15 protein-coding genes and 2 riboswitches are annotated in these 17,452 nt (G+C 39.3%); of the genes, 3 read left to right on the top strand and 12 right to left on the bottom strand.

The window, feature by feature from the left end; genetic code table 11:
• The first annotated feature begins 25 nt into the window (after positions 1 to 25).
• Together KVT27_RS07735 and KVT27_RS07730 are read left to right on the top strand one after the other, a co-directional pair.
• Positions 26 to 943 carry an alpha/beta hydrolase gene (locus KVT27_RS07735; RefSeq protein WP_217581069.1) on the top strand — a complete coding sequence of 306 codons (918 nt, stop codon included), beginning with the start codon at positions 26 to 28 and terminating at the stop codon, positions 941 to 943.
• 61 nt (positions 944 to 1,004) lie between these two features.
• The gene (locus tag KVT27_RS07730; RefSeq protein ID WP_036145888.1) at positions 1,005 to 2,201 is read left to right on the top strand and encodes a class I SAM-dependent rRNA methyltransferase; all 1,197 of its coding nucleotides are present in this window, start codon (positions 1,005 to 1,007) and stop codon (positions 2,199 to 2,201) included.
• Between the two features lie 86 nt (positions 2,202 to 2,287).
• Here the strand turns inward: KVT27_RS07730 and KVT27_RS07725 are convergent, their stop codons facing one another.
• The 3 genes from KVT27_RS07725 to KVT27_RS07715 all read right to left on the bottom strand — a co-directional run bounded on the left by KVT27_RS07725 (position 2,288) and on the right by KVT27_RS07715 (position 6,073).
• Positions 2,288 to 4,276 carry a S9 family peptidase gene (locus tag KVT27_RS07725; RefSeq protein ID WP_217581068.1) on the bottom strand — a complete coding sequence of 663 codons (1,989 nt, stop codon included), beginning with the start codon at positions 4,274 to 4,276 and terminating at the stop codon, positions 2,288 to 2,290.
• 71 nt (positions 4,277 to 4,347) lie between these two features.
• The gene (locus KVT27_RS07720) at positions 4,348 to 5,025 is read right to left on the bottom strand and encodes a precorrin-3B methylase (protein WP_208704288.1); all 678 of its coding nucleotides are present in this window, start codon (positions 5,023 to 5,025) and stop codon (positions 4,348 to 4,350) included.
• Positions 5,026 to 5,077: 52 nt separating this feature from the next.
• Positions 5,078 to 6,073 carry an ABC transporter substrate-binding protein gene (locus KVT27_RS07715; protein ID WP_208704289.1) on the bottom strand — a complete coding sequence of 332 codons (996 nt, stop codon included), beginning with the start codon at positions 6,071 to 6,073 and terminating at the stop codon, positions 5,078 to 5,080.
• Positions 6,074 to 6,237: 164 nt separating this feature from the next.
• A riboswitch (cobalamin riboswitch) is annotated at positions 6,238 to 6,424 on the bottom strand.
• 176 nt (positions 6,425 to 6,600) lie between these two features.
• Here KVT27_RS07715 and KVT27_RS07710 point away from each other — a divergent pair.
• Entirely contained in the window at positions 6,601 to 8,541 is a 1,941-nt protein-coding gene (locus KVT27_RS07710) for an elongation factor G (RefSeq protein WP_217581067.1), read from the top strand.
• Positions 8,542 to 8,646: 105 nt separating this feature from the next.
• Here KVT27_RS07710 and KVT27_RS07705 read toward each other — a convergent pair whose 3' ends face one another.
• From KVT27_RS07705 to KVT27_RS07665, 9 genes are all read right to left on the bottom strand, one after another.
• Positions 8,647 to 9,405: a hypothetical protein gene (locus KVT27_RS07705; RefSeq protein ID WP_036224602.1), complete on the bottom strand. Its 759-nt coding sequence runs from the start codon at positions 9,403 to 9,405 to the stop codon at positions 8,647 to 8,649.
• A gap of 232 nt (positions 9,406 to 9,637) precedes the next feature.
• A riboswitch (cobalamin riboswitch) is annotated at positions 9,638 to 9,821 on the bottom strand.
• Positions 9,822 to 9,946: 125 nt separating this feature from the next.
• Positions 9,947 to 10,222: a hypothetical protein gene (locus KVT27_RS07700; RefSeq protein WP_217581066.1), complete on the bottom strand. Its 276-nt coding sequence runs from the start codon at positions 10,220 to 10,222 to the stop codon at positions 9,947 to 9,949.
• 855 nt (positions 10,223 to 11,077) lie between these two features.
• Entirely contained in the window at positions 11,078 to 11,707 is a 630-nt protein-coding gene (locus KVT27_RS07695; protein WP_217581065.1) for a hypothetical protein, read from the bottom strand.
• 17 nt (positions 11,708 to 11,724) lie between these two features.
• Positions 11,725 to 12,060, bottom strand: a complete 336-nt coding sequence (locus KVT27_RS07690) for a hypothetical protein (RefSeq protein WP_217581064.1) — start codon at positions 12,058 to 12,060, stop codon at positions 11,725 to 11,727.
• Between the two features lie 252 nt (positions 12,061 to 12,312).
• Complete coding sequence (locus KVT27_RS07685) at positions 12,313 to 12,717, bottom strand: phage holin family protein (protein ID WP_217581063.1); 405 nt, start codon at positions 12,715 to 12,717, stop codon at positions 12,313 to 12,315.
• 221 nt (positions 12,718 to 12,938) lie between these two features.
• Entirely contained in the window at positions 12,939 to 14,294 is a 1,356-nt protein-coding gene (locus KVT27_RS07680) for a phage portal protein (RefSeq protein ID WP_217581062.1), read from the bottom strand.
• Positions 14,295 to 14,317: 23 nt separating this feature from the next.
• Complete coding sequence (locus KVT27_RS07675) at positions 14,318 to 15,907, bottom strand: terminase large subunit (protein WP_217581061.1); 1,590 nt, start codon at positions 15,905 to 15,907, stop codon at positions 14,318 to 14,320.
• A gap of 10 nt (positions 15,908 to 15,917) precedes the next feature.
• Positions 15,918 to 16,304 carry a hypothetical protein gene (locus KVT27_RS07670; protein WP_217581060.1) on the bottom strand — a complete coding sequence of 129 codons (387 nt, stop codon included), beginning with the start codon at positions 16,302 to 16,304 and terminating at the stop codon, positions 15,918 to 15,920.
• Between the two features lie 42 nt (positions 16,305 to 16,346).
• Entirely contained in the window at positions 16,347 to 17,408 is a 1,062-nt protein-coding gene (locus KVT27_RS07665; RefSeq protein WP_217581059.1) for a helix-turn-helix domain-containing protein, read from the bottom strand.
• Between the last annotated feature and the right edge of the window lie 44 nt (positions 17,409 to 17,452).

Raw genomic sequence — 17,452 nt, 5'->3', positions numbered from 1 at the left:
ACGTCACAATAAAGGACTGATGAGGATGACTACTTTAAGAAAAGAAGCTGTTCATTATATTGAAGATCAACAAGTTGCCACACCCTACTATCAAGTTACACCACAGGAAGCTCGCGCGATGCGTACGGTTACGCCATGGCAATCACCCCATAAGCCAACATTAGCGGCGATGCAAGATCAACTAATTACCATGCGTGATGGGGCTCAAATTACGCTACGACTTTATATACCTACTCATGATCAACCATTACCTGTTATTGTTTATTATCATGGCGGTGGCTGGGTATATGGTAATTTAGAGTCTGCTGATGCTGGCTGTCAGCTTTTAGCAGACCAAGCGCAAGCAATTGTCGTTTCAGTGGATTATCGTTTGGCTCCTGAATTTTCTTTTCCAACTCCATTGCAGGATGCCTATGATAGCTTATTATGGGTGCATGACCATATCGAAGCATTTGGCGGCGATGCTGCTCGGTTGACAGTGGCTGGGGACAGTGCCGGCGGAAATTTAGCAACGGTCGTGGCCTACTTAGCTGTAACTTCAGGTGGACCGTCATTGCAAGCACAAGCACTCATTTATCCTGTTACAAATGTGGATTTTACGACCGTTTCCTATCAGGCTTATGGAGAAAAGTTCGGCCTAGATAAACAGGGCATGCAATGGTTTTCTCAACACTATACAGCTGAATCGAACTTTACAAATCCATTGGTGTCTCCCCTACTGCTCGAGGATGTAAGACATATGCCTAAAACCCTCCTCATTGCAGCAGAGGTCGATGTTCTCTTTGATGAAGGTTTAAGTTATGCCAAAAAACTGACTGACGCTGGAGTACCTGTGGAGCATATAACCATGTCTGGTTTAATTCATAGCTATTTTAGCAAAATGAATTATTTTGAAGAGGCAACAATCGAAACGGTGGCAAAAATTGCTGAATTCTTGAAATAAGTTTGGCTATCCCATCCAAACAGTGCGATAATAGAGCAAAACGTTTTTAAAGGATGACAACATGACACAAACAATTGCACTACAAGTAAAACAGCCTTTTGCTGATCAATTAAAAAAAGGCTATCCATTAATTTCAAAAGATGCAGTGGATGCACGACAACTTCCTTCCGAGCAAGGGACTCTACTTAAGCTGATGGATCACCATAATCGTTTTATTGGTACAGGTTACTACGGTATTCAAAATAAAGGGATTGGCTGGGTCCTGACGACAGATATAAATGAAACCATTGATAAAGCTTTTTTCATTAAAAAATTCAAAAAAGCCATACAGCTCCGAGAAGCATTCTTCCAGAATGAACATACAACAGCCTTCCGTGTTTTCAATGGTGAGGGTGATGGTATCGGTGGCCTGACGATTGATTTCTTTAATGGCTACTATATGGTGAGTTGGTATAGCGAGGGTATTTACTCATTGAAAGAAGTCGTTTATGAGGCGCTTGCTGAAACTATCAATTACCAGGCCATTTATGAGAAAAAACGATTCGATAGTAAAGGGCAATATATGGAACAGGATGATTTTGTCATGGGGACTCCTGGCGAATTTCCAATCATGGTTAAGGAAAATGGGATGACCTATGCAGTCCATTTAAATGATGGTGCGATGACTGGGATTTTCCTTGATCAACGGGAAGTCCGATTAGCTATTCGTGAGCGCTATGCGAACACAACAAATATGCTAAATACCTTCTCCTACACAGGGGCATTTTCTGTAGCCGCCTCGCTTGGAGGAGCTACTAAAACAACAAGTGTCGATGTTGCAAAGCGCAGTTTAGCCAAAACGATTGAGCAGTTTAGCGTCAATCAAATTGATTATGAAGCGCAGGATATAAAAGTAATGGACGTTTTTCATTATTTTAAATATGCACAGCGTCACGAATTAAAATTTGACCTTGTTGTATTAGATCCACCAAGCTTTGCCCGCACAAAGCAAATGACGTTCTCTACGGCGAAGGACTATCCAAAATTACTGAAGGATACGATTGCGATTACAGCCAAAAATGGCATTATTGTGGCTTCCACAAACAACGCAAGCTTCGGTATGAAAAAGTTTAAAGGGTTTATCGACCAAGCATTTAAAGACACTCGTACACGCTATAAAATTGTAGAAGAATACGGTTTACCAAAGGATTTCCGTGTGCCTCGTGAATATCCTGAATTTAATTATTTGAAGGTCGTTTTTATTCAAAAAATGGACTAACTCATCTGGAATCACACTTTGCTGTGGTTCTTTTTTTCTATAAAAAAGGCTTAAGAAGTATGTTCACTTCCTAAGCCACCTCTTTTTTAAAGTTTTTCCACAAACCAATCTCGTATATATTCGAGACGATTAATTCTTAATGTTGGCTTTCCGCTTCTTGACAGTTCATGATTTGCTTCAGGGAAACGGACGAATTTCGTTTCTTTTTTTCGATACTTCAAGGCGATAAATAATTGCTCCGCCTGTTCAATCGGACAACGATAGTCTTTTTCACCATGTAAAATAAGCAATGGTGTTTCAACCTTGTCTACATATTTCAATGGTGAATGATGCCATAGCTTCTCTATATTTTCGAGCCCCGCTTGAATTTGCCAGTCTGTAAAGTAATAGCCAATATCACTCACTCCTGCAAAGCTAATCCAGTTCGATATAGAGCGTTGTGTAACTGCTGCCTTAAAGCGGTTGGTTTGCCCAACAATCCAGTTGGTCATAAAGCCACCATAGCTTCCACCTGTTACACCTAGTCGAGCTGGATCAATGAAATCAAACTGCTCTAAAGCATAGTCTACAGCGGCCATCAGGTCTTGATAGTCATTGCCCCCATAATCACCACGTACGGCATCCACAAATGTTTGCCCATAGCCATGACTTCCGCGTGGATTTGTATATAGGACTGCAAAGCCTTGAGCAGCTAGGATTTGGAATTCATTAAAATAGGTGTTGCCATACATCGCATGCGGACCACCATGGATTTCAAGAATAAGGGGATATTTCTTTCCTTTTTCATAGCCCACTGGCTTCATGATCCAGCCGTTAACCTTCCAGCCCTCAGCTCCTTCAAACTCAATGCTCTCTGGCACAGCTAACTCTTTCGTCTTTAAAATGTCTTCATTGACTGTCGTCAATCGTACTTTATCACCTGTTTTTAAGTTAACGTAATATAAATCTCCTGGATTCGTTGTCGTACTTATGGCGACAATGGCTTGATCATTTTGAGCATCTAATGAAAAACCATAAACGTATTGATCATCGTGAATAGCTGGATAAATTTCACCATCTACATTCCCAAAGTAAATTGCCGCATTGCCGTGATCTGTTACTTGGAAATAGAAACTATGATTATCATTCATCCATTGTACACTTGGTGCTGCTACCCCTTGCAGGAAATCACCGATGACATAATCACCGACAGGGGCATCAAATTCACTTGTTACACAGCTTAGCAGATTTTGTTCCATATCATAAATCCATAGCTTCGCTTGTGTGGCATTTTCGAACTCACGTTTTCCTCCAACAAAGGAAAGGAAGCGGCTATTAGGCGACCAAGACGTCTGGTAATAAGAGCCAATCCCCTCTGTTACCTTACGACTCTGTGTTGTTTCTAGATCGAATAAATAAATATCCGCATTAAACGAAAAATCTAAGTCCTCTGCTCGATCTGCTAAGTACGTAAGATAACTGCCATTTGGCGACCATGTACTCAGATGGAAATGCTCGTTCCCTTCTGTCACTTGCTCTAAGTCACCAGATTTTAAATCGACAATGGCAATGTGAGTATGCTGGTCCATATCCATAAATCCACCCGCATCCGACTTATGTTTCATCCTATCGATTTCGAGTGGCTTTAGTTCTTTTTCTTCTTTCTTGTCATCGTCAGCTTTGTCTAAGATAGTTTCATCTTTACCTAGCATCACTGAAAAGGCAATTTTCTCTCCACAAGGAGACCATACGGGCGTTGACGCACCGTTCTTGCAATACGTCACTTGCTTCGCCTCTCCCCCTGTTTTCGACAGTACAAAAATTTGTGGCTTGCCTGATCTTGTCGAAGAAAAAGCAATTTGACTGCCATCTGGCGACCAGACAGGAGAGCTTGTCCGATCGTCACCATAAGTCCATTGCTGAGGACGTTTGTCTTTTAAATTTAAATAAAATAAGTTAGATACATAGTCTTTTTTCTTCTCATCAATACGTGTCTCTACATACACTACCTCAGTCCCATCAGGTGAGAGCTGTGGATCTGCCACTGATTTCAAGTGATAAAGATCTTCTGGTTGAATCCCTTGTTTAGATGTCATGTTCTTGCTCCTTTGTATTGTCATTTTCTATGCTCTACTACAATATTTCGACACCCTAAGTATTATTCCTGCTACTCTATCGATTTTTTTACTAGTTCCCAATCAGCATTCATTTTTGTTCTGCGATAAAACTTATAAAAAGGTTCATTGGAACGAGCTTGGTTCTGATAGAGACGAATGATTTGTAGCAAAAAATCCTCAATATGATCAATCCCTACCCTTTTCGCGAAGAGAGTACCCGCCTGTGCCTTCGCCCCCATAGGGATGGCTCCTAAATAAACATCAAAGCTCTCATGCTGATAGACTAAACCAATATCATCATATGAAGGATTATAGCAAGCCGATGCACAGCCATTCACATTGACTCGTACTCTTGTAGGCACAGTTATACCGTCCAATGCCTGATAGAGTTGTTCTGTTTGAGGCACTGCCTCCATTTTTTCACCATCACAAAAATCACATGCCTTCATGGCAATATGAGGTCCTGAGGAAGCAACAAACAGTCCTGCCTCCTGTAAGGCATGGGTCGCTTCTGTCAGTTCGCTAGTGGGGATCGATAATAATATGCTGTAGGAGGCCGAATATTTAATGGCCCCCTTCTCTCCTACAATTTCAGCTATTTTTTGAAATTGGGCAGGCGTATAATGCTTATTAATAATGCCAGGGCTTACCGCTAATCGTGAATAATCACCTTGCTGATTTAGAGTTTCAAACGTTTTATCTGGTATGTTTTGACGAAATGCATTCATTGTTATCGCTCCTTAAGAAAAAGGAGCTAGCAAAGCGCTAGCTCGAATGTTTTTAAAAGTTGGCAGGGTAGAAGCCCTTGGCTAAAATTTGAATAGCCGCTGCAGCACGTACTCCTTCAGATGCTGCTGAAAGTGGAAGAATGACAAAGCGATCATTTTTGACTGCTTCCATTTCCTTCAACGCTGGATCATTTTTTAAGAATTTTATCTTTTGTTCAGCAGTTGTTTCACCATAATCAATGACAACCACCACCTCTGGATTGCGATCTACTGCATCTTCCTTGGATACCGTTGTCCATCCTGACTCCACATCTCCAAAGATATTTTGACCGCCAGCGATTGTTACTAGCTCATTCATAAAATTTTGACCAGCCGTGAATACATCTTTATCACCACTGTCAAAGACTAGCACACGTAAATTTTCACTGTCTTTTGGTAATTTCGCTTGAATTTCTTCGACATCTTTTGTCATCTGTTCAATTAATGCTTCACCGCGATCTTCCACGCGGAATATTTCCGCGATATGACGAATATCCGCGAAAATATCCTCTAATGTTGGCTTTGTCATATTGGAAGCCGTATGTAAATACGTATGAATTCCTAATTCTTCAAGCTCCTCTGGTGTTCCAACACCTTTCTCACCAAAGCCACTTTTCCAGCCTGCATACAAGAAATCTGCCTCGGCATCAATGACTTGCTCCTTTGTTGGATATTGATCTGAAAGAACTGGAACTTTATCGTAGGCTGCTTGAAGTGGCTCGTAGATTTTATCATCTAAATAAGCTGTCCCTACCATGGAATCCTCTAAGCCTAATGCAAGCATAATTTCTGTTACATGCTGATTTAGGCTAATGGCCTTTTTAGGTGCTTCCTTATAGGTTTGGGTAGTTTCATTATTTTCAATGATGACCTCAGATGCTGTCGCCTCAGACGGTTCAACTTTTTCAGTTTGTGTTGCTGATTCAGGCTTGTCCTTTGCGCCACACGCTCCTAGTACAGCGATTAAGGCGATGACCATGACTAGCCAAATACTTCTCCATTTTTTCATGTCCTATTCTCCTTTGTTGTCATAAATATAGAAAGAAATCAGAGACTTCTTTGCTACTAGGATAATTGGAAGGGCATAAAAAAACCCTCTTGTCGCCAAGAGAGTTGCATAGTGAAAAAACGGTATTAGTACCTTTATCACTATCCCCATCCTCGTGGTTCTTAGTTAACATACATATATTGGCAGGTATCCTGGCTTAGGTTCATCATCTATACGCCTTCCCATAGTTAAACTACAGTGGCATGCTGTATAGACTCCCCATTTACAGTTGCGGGACAGCATCGGAATTACACCGATTTCCCTTTTAAGCAAATGACTAAGGCCATTTGCACCAATATGTTCTATTTATGCTATTGATAGACTAGCAGTTCATGCGTTAATTCTAAATCAGTAATAGAATGCAAAAAATATAATCATCATTATATTAGCACTATTTCGACAAAAAGACGAATCATTTTACAAGAAATAGTTGTGCTAGTATTCTGATACAATGAGAAGATAGCTACCTATAGAAACGAGGATATATTATGTACAAGACGATTGGGGTTCTTGCTCATGTTGATGCAGGAAAAACAACCTTTTCTGAGCAAGTGCTTTTTCATACAAATAGTATTCAAGCGCGGGGACGTGTCGATCATCAGGATGCCTATTTAGATAATCATGAGCTTGAGCGCAAAAGGGGCATTACAATATTTGCCGAGCAGGGACGCATGACTATTGGCGACGATACATATACGTTGATTGATACACCAGGACATGTCGATTTCTCTCCAGAGATGGAGCGTGCCATCCGTGTCATGGATTATGCCATCATTATTATTAGTGCAGTAGAAGGTATTCAAGGTCATACTGAAACGGTATGGCAGCTTTTACGAAACAATCATGTCCCTACATTCTTTTTTATTAATAAAATAGATCGTGACGGAGCAGATGTAAGGGCTGTGATGACCCAGCTCCATAAAGATTTCTCGGAACATGTATTATTCGTCGATGAACCACTTCAGGAGAATTATGTTTCCAGCACAATCATGGAATGGCTGGCGGAGCGTGATGAAAAGCTCCTGGATGCCTTTTTGAATGAAACTTTGGAGCATGGTCTGTGTATGAAGCAGCTACAATCGATGATTAAAAATGAATCCGCCTTCCCCTGCTTTACTGGTTCGGCATTAAAAGATGAAGGCATTCAAGAATTGATTGCTCAACTTCCACTCATAACGGGTACTCACTTCGCGCCGGAAGCACCGTTTCAAGGAGAAGTCTTTAAAATACGACATGATGGCCATCAGCGTCTAACATTCATCAAGGCTTTAACAGGAAAATTACATGTTCGAGATGAATTTACGTTTGGAGACCTTACAGAGAAAGTAACAGAAATTCGTCTTTATAACGGCAGTCGATTTGAAACTGTTCAGCATGTTGAGGCCGGTGAAATCTTTGCTGTTAAAGGACTCAGCCAGGCAAACATTGGCGACCGCATTGGCAGTAACACGCTATCACAGCCCTATGAGCTTGTCCCTACATTACAGGCAAAAGTTCAATACGAGGGTGAGCAACATATTAAAGAAGTATTAAAGATTTTCCGTCTACTAGAGGCCGAGGAGCCATCATTGCGTGTCGTATGGCAGGAAAAGTTTCAGGAAATCCATGTGCATATAATGGGTGTCATTCAGTTAGAGGTCCTGATTGAAGTATTATTGAAGCGCTTTACACTAAACATCACTTTTGGGGAGCCGCAAATATTATATATGGAAACAATTGCGACAACCGTTACAGGCTACGGACATTTTGAACCACTTAAGCATTATGCAGAAATTCATTTATTAATGGAGCCAAATGAACGTGGGACAGGCATTACCTTTAGCAATACCTGTCATGCAGATGATTTATCAGTGGGCAACCAACGTTTGGTAGAAAAGCACTTGTTTGAACGTGATCATCACGGCTTACTCACAGGCTACGCAGTAACAGATATTCATTTTACGCTCTTAACGGGACGTGGACATAATGAACATACGTCTGGCGGTGATTTCCGAGAAGCCACTTTCCGAGCACTGCGCCAAGGACTGGAACAAGCACAGAACGTCCTGCTTGAGCCCTATTATCGCTTTAAAATGAAGGCTTCCAATGACTTTATTGGCCGTATGATGACCGACATTCAACAGGCTGCTGGCACCTTCGACGACCCTGTACTCACTGAAACAGACGTTGTATTAACAGGACGTGCACCAGTAGCGACCTTCATGAGCTATAGCACGATTTTTGCCGCCTATACAAATGGGAAAGGTGCGCTTACCCTCCAATTTGATGGCTATGATGTGTGTCATAATACAGAAGAAGTAATAACTCAAATAGGCTATGATAAAAATGCCGACCCTGAATACAGTTCTTCCAGCATTTTTTGTGCAAAAGGTAAAGGCTATTCTGTCCCTTGGCAAGAGGCGCAAGCAGCCATGCATTGTCAGAGTTAAGTTCATGTACTAGCATGGCAAATCTATTGAACTAGTACTTCAGATGAAGATAGAATATCTATACAAATAATAAAGCAAGCCCTCCATGAAGCGGAGGGCTTGCTTTTAAATGGCACCAACAGCTTTCTTTGAAGGCTTGTGCACCGGATAGGCAGGTTCAACCACCACGTAACCTTGTGTATTCGTGAAGTCGATAACTACTTTTCCAGGCTGGCTTTTTAATATTTGTAGTTGATCAATTAATGTTAATAATAGCTCGTGTCCGTTTCCACGTGGATGCCAATTAAAGTGATAATCATTTAATTCCTGAACGGCTTGAAGAAACTGTGAGTATTCCTGCTGCACAAATGCGATTAGTTTATCCTGATGAGGAATTTGCTCTAAATCGTTCATATACGTTTCATAAAAACGGATGACAATCGAGCACAATAAATCATTGACACGTGCAGCACTTAACACTGGATTGGGCTCCTGTGAAAGACGGTCAAGATTAGGCTTTGCTCGTGTTGAATCAATGCGTGTAATTAAGTGGTACTGCTCCCCATTCACCTCATAAACAATAGGGTTGGTTGGCATATACATCATAAAGCTATTCGTCTTCGTTTTCAGTTGATCCGTTAACGTTGCCTGAGCAAAAAGATGGCCCTCTACCTCCCCATTTTGTATCCAAATAATGTCTTTATTATATAAGATTTGCTCAAAAAAGCGATCGTTGCGAATCAGTCTCGTTGCTAATAATTGATCTATTAGTGATTCAACCACCATTCTTGTTTTCGCTTTCTTGGCAACTTCTGTCCGTGGCTGCTTACAAATCGTCATATCTACAAAAGGCGTTTCCTGTGTTGTCGTTGCATGAATATTCATCCTATGTGCATCCCCTTTGCGTACATATTTTCAAAACAAAAAGGACTTCCTACTATGTTTGAGGAAATCCTTCGCTTTAATGTGCTTCATCACACAATGCCAAACAAACCCTAAGTAAATGCGAAGGAGTTCTAAAATGAACCCTTTCATGAACTTTGGGCGTTTGACGTACTGTGACGAACAGAGCATTCTGTTTTGTCAACATGCCACCTCCTATTCCTCGTAGGTTTATGGTGTGTACTCGTAACAGGCAGGTATCCTGACTCATGATCATCGCTTCTTTTCTCCTTCCCGTCCAAGGACAGTGGATACTGAAAAGTCGCTCACATTTACAGTTGCGGGACAGTGTCGGATTCACACCGACTTCCCTTTTAAGCAAATTGCACGCAATTTACACCTATTACTACACGCTATTCAGTTGTGAAACTGACCAGAAAAATAGTAGACAAACTATTCTTCTTTAACTATTGGTTTATATTGTAATATGTACTCTACTAAAAGTCAAAAAAAGGGATACTCAATTAAGAGTAACCCTAGTTTGCTATCTATTCATTCTCTCTACTTCCTCGTATAAGTCATGCTTAAACTTAGCATCTTTTACATCACGCTTGTATTGCTCCCAATCTTCTACCTCATGTTTATTACTATGATTGCGGTAACATCTTTCCTTGGCACTATACTCATATTCTCCGTAATTTTCCATACAATTAGTCACTTTAATATACTGTTTTGCTGAAAAGTAACCTACAAAGATAAAACCGATTAGACAAACAATAATAGTTACTTTCGTTTGATTAGATACTTTCAATTTCTCCACACCTTTCTCCATAATCCATTATATATGGAAAAATAAACCTATACTAGTGGAGAATAACCATATCTAATCACCTGATAAGTAGAGTACACATTCTACTATTTTTAAATGATTGCATCAATACTTCATATAAACCATACTCTGATAAAAACCAAGTATTTTGCGCTCTACCAAGGGTCGTAATTGAATTACGAACCTTTTCGTTTTCATCTACACTTCACGATTCTGACCTGAGTATGCAAATTGGCTACGCAGGTTCTGCGTACCTATTTCGAGTACGGTGATTCTGAACCTTATAATGTAAGGGTGAGGTAATGTTGATACCCTTAATGCGTAAGGATTGTTTACGCTGAATAGCATTTCGCTATTGAGAAAGGGTCTATACATTGTATATATACTTTTCTCCACCCTAGCGATAGTATCGCCATGGTATATATTGTATATAGTGCCTTTCGCCATCTGTGGCGACCTCATGTATACAATGTATATATTAGATAAGGCACCTAAACATTGTTTTGACCTCACGCAAGGATTGTTTGCATCAGTTTGGTGGGGAAGATTGTTCCCAATCTGTTGGGAATACTATTCCTATCAGATATAACTATTGGTTAGACCTAATGCATATATTATATGCGTCATGGGCTTTCGCAACATCTTTCGAAACATATTCTACTTAGGTGTTACTGCTGAACCGTACATTATACGTGACAGATTGCCGATTAACATTTAATAGGTAGCGAGTCCGAAATAGCGATATTTTTTCGCGTGTGTGTAATCAAAATAGGTAATTTGCAAATTTTTTCTCTTGGGGTAGTCGCCTTGACTCCGCTTCTAGTTAGGATTCCATCCTAATACCGGTTATAGGTCGTTCGGGAAACCTGTTGGACGGCTCGAAGTTTTTACCGATACATGAATGAGTCCGTTCTTCATTAGTATAGTGTCCGCTACTTTAAACCAACGACTATTGATACGTATAGATTGATTTGTCTCATAGGTTTCACGATTCTTAATAGTATCCCTAATTTTGATTTCCATTCTATAATCAGTTAAGTTAATCGCTTGGTTCTCATCTATGCTAATATTAGTTTCCTTCCTCATCACTCCTGCTTCATTGGCTTTGAGACCCCATCTATCCTCGTATATAGGTCTATCTAGGTCGTCTCTCCCCACTTCAACTTTCTCAAGTAGCCAATACTCTAACCTAGCATTACAATATTCAGCAGTTGATTTGTATTTGCTATGACGCTTTAGGACTGTATCACCTGTCACCAGATAGTAATTACCTTCCCATATGAACATATCCCCTGCATTGAAGCGGTCAAGCGCATGAATATGATATGAACTATTAGGACTCAAAGTTGAATTAGTAAGCGCAATTCTTAATTTGTATTCATCTTCATAATCCTTATTTACGATTGTCTCACTCATAATCTGACTCATAACCGCTTCTAAGTTATCCTTACTAAACATTGAATATTGGTTAAACATACGATTTTCTCCTTTCCTTATCGACTAAACAGGAACCAACCTGTACCATCGCTATTATCATCTGGCATCTGTCTTATACGCTTCTGTAGTGCGTCTATACGTTGTTGTATTGAGTCAGAGAACTTACTTACTGTCATATCGTCTAACTTAACCTCTTTCATCAACTGTGGATTGTTAGCGATACCCTCCAAGATACTCAGCGCACATTCATAAATAGATTTCTTATTGCTATTCGATTTGGTATCATAGTCAGAGAAGGGTAGTAGCCCAACTTCTTCTAGATATATAATCTTCTGCTCTTGTGGTAACTCAATACCTTGTATCTCCATCTCTAATCGTTGCATGTTGTTCATGCTATCCGCTCCTTATTCATCGTTATATTTATACACTTTTATACATAATAATACATACAACATGACTTGATTCTATGTGAAATGTGAGCCAACTTCCGATAACATGCCTTATGTAAACTAGATACCCATCCCTTGTATGTATCTAGCACATACCACCACAGTATACATAACACTATACGAATGCAGTCACACCAAGACTTCACGAGTCATCTTCATTGTATAATTACAGATAACCTTCATTATCTGTCATAGTTACTCATTGTCTTTCCTCTCATCGTTCATGGCTTGTATCTTATCCATCATTGCCTTTGGGAAGTATAATCCAATTTCCTCTAAATGTTCCTTACATTTAAGACCCTCAACTCCAATGTAATATAGTATAGCGATAGTTTTAAACACAGGGACGCCCCCTGCTACTATATCAAGTTGATTAGCCAATATTATTACTAACATTACTCCTGCTTTCCTACCAAAATGTTTAGCCATATTGTTAGCGGTTAACTTCTTACGTCCAGATATAAATGTAATCAATCGTAATATAATCTCAACTACCATGAAGATAGATAGCGCTGTTAATGTTGCTGTCCATCCACCTACTAGCCATACGATGCTACCACCAAGGAACGAGAGGATACCGCCTATAGTAATATTTTCCATAGAATAACGTCCTACTTTCTAATTGTAATATACTTACTTTTGGTAACTAAGTATCAATTCTTACTACCACTTGGTTGTTTTTCTCCTCTATTTTTCCATCTGGGGTGGACACTCCCGTATTGTAACAGGCGTGAGACAGCCAGTATATACACTCGTAACACGAACCCTTACCACTAGAGCATTCCTACATAACCTCTCACCGCCTATTCAACTATTTTAATCTACAGTGTCTCTTCCTCTGACACACTCACTCTACCACTAACCTTAGAGAAATCTTCCACCTTACTATTCTGTCCCTCTCTTGCTAACCTTTCCAACTCTAACGGTACATCGCTAACATATGGTGACTGTTCTATAATTGTCTCACGACTAATAGCCCCCATTTCATGTTGTACTTTAAGATTCTCCATGACTTCTTTATTATTCGATGGCGTGTTGTACTGGAACTTAAACTCTAAAGAAATTAACTCATCATCAGAAATAGAACCTTCGCCAACATAACGCATTAGTCGAGCCATCTTCTCATAGCGCTGATACATACCATTACGCATATACGTCTCATACTCTCCTGCACTAGTATCTGCCATCTGGAATAGCATCTTAATAGATACCTCAGACAAGTTACTAATATCTGTCTTGTTCATAGATACAGCAGGCGTATTACTCACATCTAGCAACGTCTGATTTAACTTACCGTACAATTCACGGAACGAGTTATAATCTAGGTTAGTACTTTCAAATTTGAAATCTGCTCCATCATCTAAGTTAATCCCACCGCCTACAACCTCTTGAGGGATAGCATCACGTAATTGCTGTCCAGTCACAACTGGAATAGGATTCATGAACTTGTAGAATGCATCCGAATACTTCGAAATAGTATCTTCCATATTGTCAAGAATCGGTATCCAATCCAACAATTCAGAACGTCCGCTTGTATCATCTAAAACATCAGTCGTCTTATAGACAATAGGAAGCCCCGACAAACTGATATAAGTACCAATATAATGTGGCTCTCCACCTTCATTAGTGTACTCTGTAACTGTCTTATCATCGTATACATACCAATAAGTAATACCATCAAAGATATACGACTCAATGAAGCCAATTAATTCGTTGTTCTGGTTCCATATAGGTGTACCATTTTCAGAATCAATAATCTTAGAGTTGATACGCCCCTTATTGTCAATGAACACATACTCAGCAACTTGACCATACTGCACTAATTGCGTCATGATTTTATTATTCTTATCATCGTAGCGACTAAGTTTAGAAGCATGATTCAACTTAGAAACCATTGACTCCTCACCAATCATAGTGACAGGATTCTTTAATAGATACTGTGACTTGAAAGAAATGATTGTCTTTGCCATATTGATAACAATACGTCTTGGCTCGATAATCTCACCGTTGTATACAAACTTAGGGCGATTCTTAATGTTATGCTCACCGCTTAAGTAATCCTTAATATCTTTAACCGTTCGAACTCTCTCAGCATTCTGCATAAGTCCGACTTCTTCAATGAACCAATACGGCTTTACGGCTCCGTATTTCTTCTTTACATATTGCTCTAGATTCATACTAGCACTCTCCTAATTTGATTTTATACATACCACTTATTCAACTTCATACCTTGAATGGCTAGCGCTGTGCTGATTACTAAGTCATCATGGTGAGCATCCGTGGAACCTTGCTTATTACCTGTCTTACCGTTATTCTCTACAAACATTTGCATTTGTTGTAACGTTTCCTTGCATTGAATGTTAATCATGCTACACTCAAATTGCTCCTTCATATCAGAGACCATAATTGCCTTACTCACTTCTGTTGTTAAGAATCCAAGTTTCAATTTCTTCTTACCGCTTTGTTGGTCAAATAACTTCTGCTTGAACATATTTAGATAGTGGTAGTCCTTACGTAATCGCTCAATAACAGGCAATCCATAACTATTACGTTCAACCGTTAGAAATGCGTAGTTGTACCATCTACCCAAAACATTAGCGACCTCTGCAAACTTGTATACTGGAATCTTGTTGTTATAGAATGTAGCGACTTCGGAACCTTCCTCATTAAATAAAGAGATTGTGGAGAAGTCCTTGCCACTGCCCGAAGCGGTGTCAACTCCTGCATAATAACGAACACTCTTTTGAGGTAATTCAAAAATCTCGAATCCTCGACCAATATATAAATTCATAATTTCGGGTAAGTTATCAATCTCTTTCATCTCAGCACGAGTTAAAGGTGCATCAGCAAATGACAATCTTTGCAATACCATAGATTGATTAAATACGCTGTTACCTGTCGAAATAAACGATTCTAATGGCGTGGATGGATATTCTTGTTGGAACTGTTCCTCTCCATCCATATCACTTAACTTCCATTGTCTCCACATCAATTGTCGAAGAGTAGCGCCCATTTCATGCAACTTCTCCTCTACATCGTCTAAATCTTCCTTTGACAGTCGCCTACCTTTGTTAACTGCTTTGTACCATGCTTCGGCTTCGTCATAATCATGTGTGAACTGCTTCGAATACAATTTGTGATAGAACGGTATGAAGTAGTCGACATACTTAGATTTGCCTTTCATTGCCTGCATATATAATTTGTAATAGTGGTTTCCAGTACCATTAGAAGTTGTTTCTATTGTCAATTGAGAGTTAGCACCCTTGGCTAATGACTGCTCTACCGATAGTAGTTGCTTCTCTTGATTAGTGAAGAAAGCGAACTCAGACAAATGAATCCAAGTGTAGGTATCCCCCCTACCAATGTCTTTTGTTCCTGCTACGATTGACTTAATCTTAGAGCCGTTTGAAAATAGTAACTCATCTCGATTGTCACGCCTTTTATCTGGAAATACATTAGGGAACTTATCTCGTGGTATCCTATCGTTCATATCCTTTAACTTCTCAAATAACGCCTTGGCGCTATCAGATTTGTAAGATACAATTAGAATGTTCTCGTTTGGCTTTGTTAGTGCTCTCCATAATGCTTTACCTAGTGAGAAGGTCGAAATGCCTGCTTGACGTGCTTTCCCAATACATATAAACTTGGATTCATTCATTAGTGCGTCAATTTCTCGTTGTGCATCGTTTAACTCAAATTTAACTAGAGCGTTGTCATTATCAGTAATCTTTATGAAGTTCTTAGAGAACAACTCAAAATTCTCTAGAACCTTTTGTAATTTCTTATCCATAACATTTCACCTACAATTCTAGTTCATCAATGGCGCTGTTCTTTTTCTCTTCAACAACATGCAAACCAGTTGACGGCTTCTGATATTCTTTAGTTGTCTTCTGTAACTCTAGCAACAATTTAATTGCTTTCTCATCACCTGTGATTGCTTTCTCTCTCAGCGAGTAATAGATATTCTCAATATCCTCGGCAATACGTGATTCAATTAGGATACTTACCAGTTGGCGATACTCTTCTGTCTTTTCCCACTTCTTCATATATGCCAATGATTTGACTTGGATTGACTTACAGAAATCCTCTTCGCTCGGCTTACCCTTCAATACAAATAGGTCATGCTTATATAAGAAATACTCTCTTTTCTTCGTTGACACTTGATTTAATGCGCTATAAATATCCATATATTGTTATCTCCTTTGTAATTTTCACCATAATAAAAAGACCTAAAAAGGTAGGTCTTTTTGATTAATCGTTATTCCGTTTATTTTTATCTCGTCTGTGTCCTTCTTAAACTTTCTACGCACACTCTCATATTCTTCTGGATGATTCCATGCATGTGCTTTTTGTTCCATAGAATTAAACTTCAAATAGTCACCTTTCACATCCGTAAACTGCCACCACTCATTAGGTATATTAGTCGGTGCAAGCATTACATCATCTGGATTGAATACAGCGTTGTTATGTTTTAGTTCAATCATATTGTACGCTCTCAATGCGTTACGATACTTGATAATAGTTTTCTTATCCATGCATAACTCTTTTGCTAATCTCTCAGCAGAAGCATCGAAACCGCTAGAAAATACACCGTCCATGTGAACAATATAAGCATATAAGAAGAATCCTGTTAAACCTAACTCCTTTACATGCTCCATGCAAAAGTCGAATGCTCTGATATCAATCTGAGTAGTGAAGTCGCTACGTTTTAGAGTACCTTCTTCCCCGTCTTCACGTTCATATAAATGTAATGGCTTCTTACATATTGTTTGACGCTGAATACCGTGTGTCTTAAGCATATCCTTTAATTCATACGTAACTGGGTATAAATCTGTCATAGTGTCGATAGTTGGGAAGTTATTTCTCTGTCCTGTCATATCGTCATAATCCCACATAACAATAACAGGAAAATCTTGAGTCGTTTCGGTTAACCCTTCATTATCAAGAACGCCATCTTTCTTAATGATATAGTTGATTCTCTTTTCATCTGCTTTGAATCCTAGTAGTTGCTTAATATCTGCTACTGTAGGTGTATATTGACTATACTTAGCATAACGGTATAGCCACGTTTGCAAGAACATATACCCATATGCTACATGAGCGTGTTTATTCTTAAGTATCTTCTTATCTTCTAACTCCAATAAGTGGTCAAATAACTCATTAGGTAGCGCAACGGTTGATTCAAACTTGCTGTTAAACTTCCATTTGTCATCAATTCTAAGGTCTGTCGTTTTCTCTCTTTTTACTACTACTTTTTCTAGTACTTCTTCTTGTGGTTGTTGGTTGTTCATAATATGGTTGTTCCTCTCTATTTTTATTGAGGTGACTAATTTGG

The organism is Lysinibacillus sp. GbtcB16 (assembly GCF_019091145.1).
Lineage (GTDB): Bacteria > Bacillota > Bacilli > Bacillales_A > Planococcaceae > Lysinibacillus > Lysinibacillus fusiformis.
This window is presented reverse-complemented; position numbering and strand designations above follow the sequence as displayed.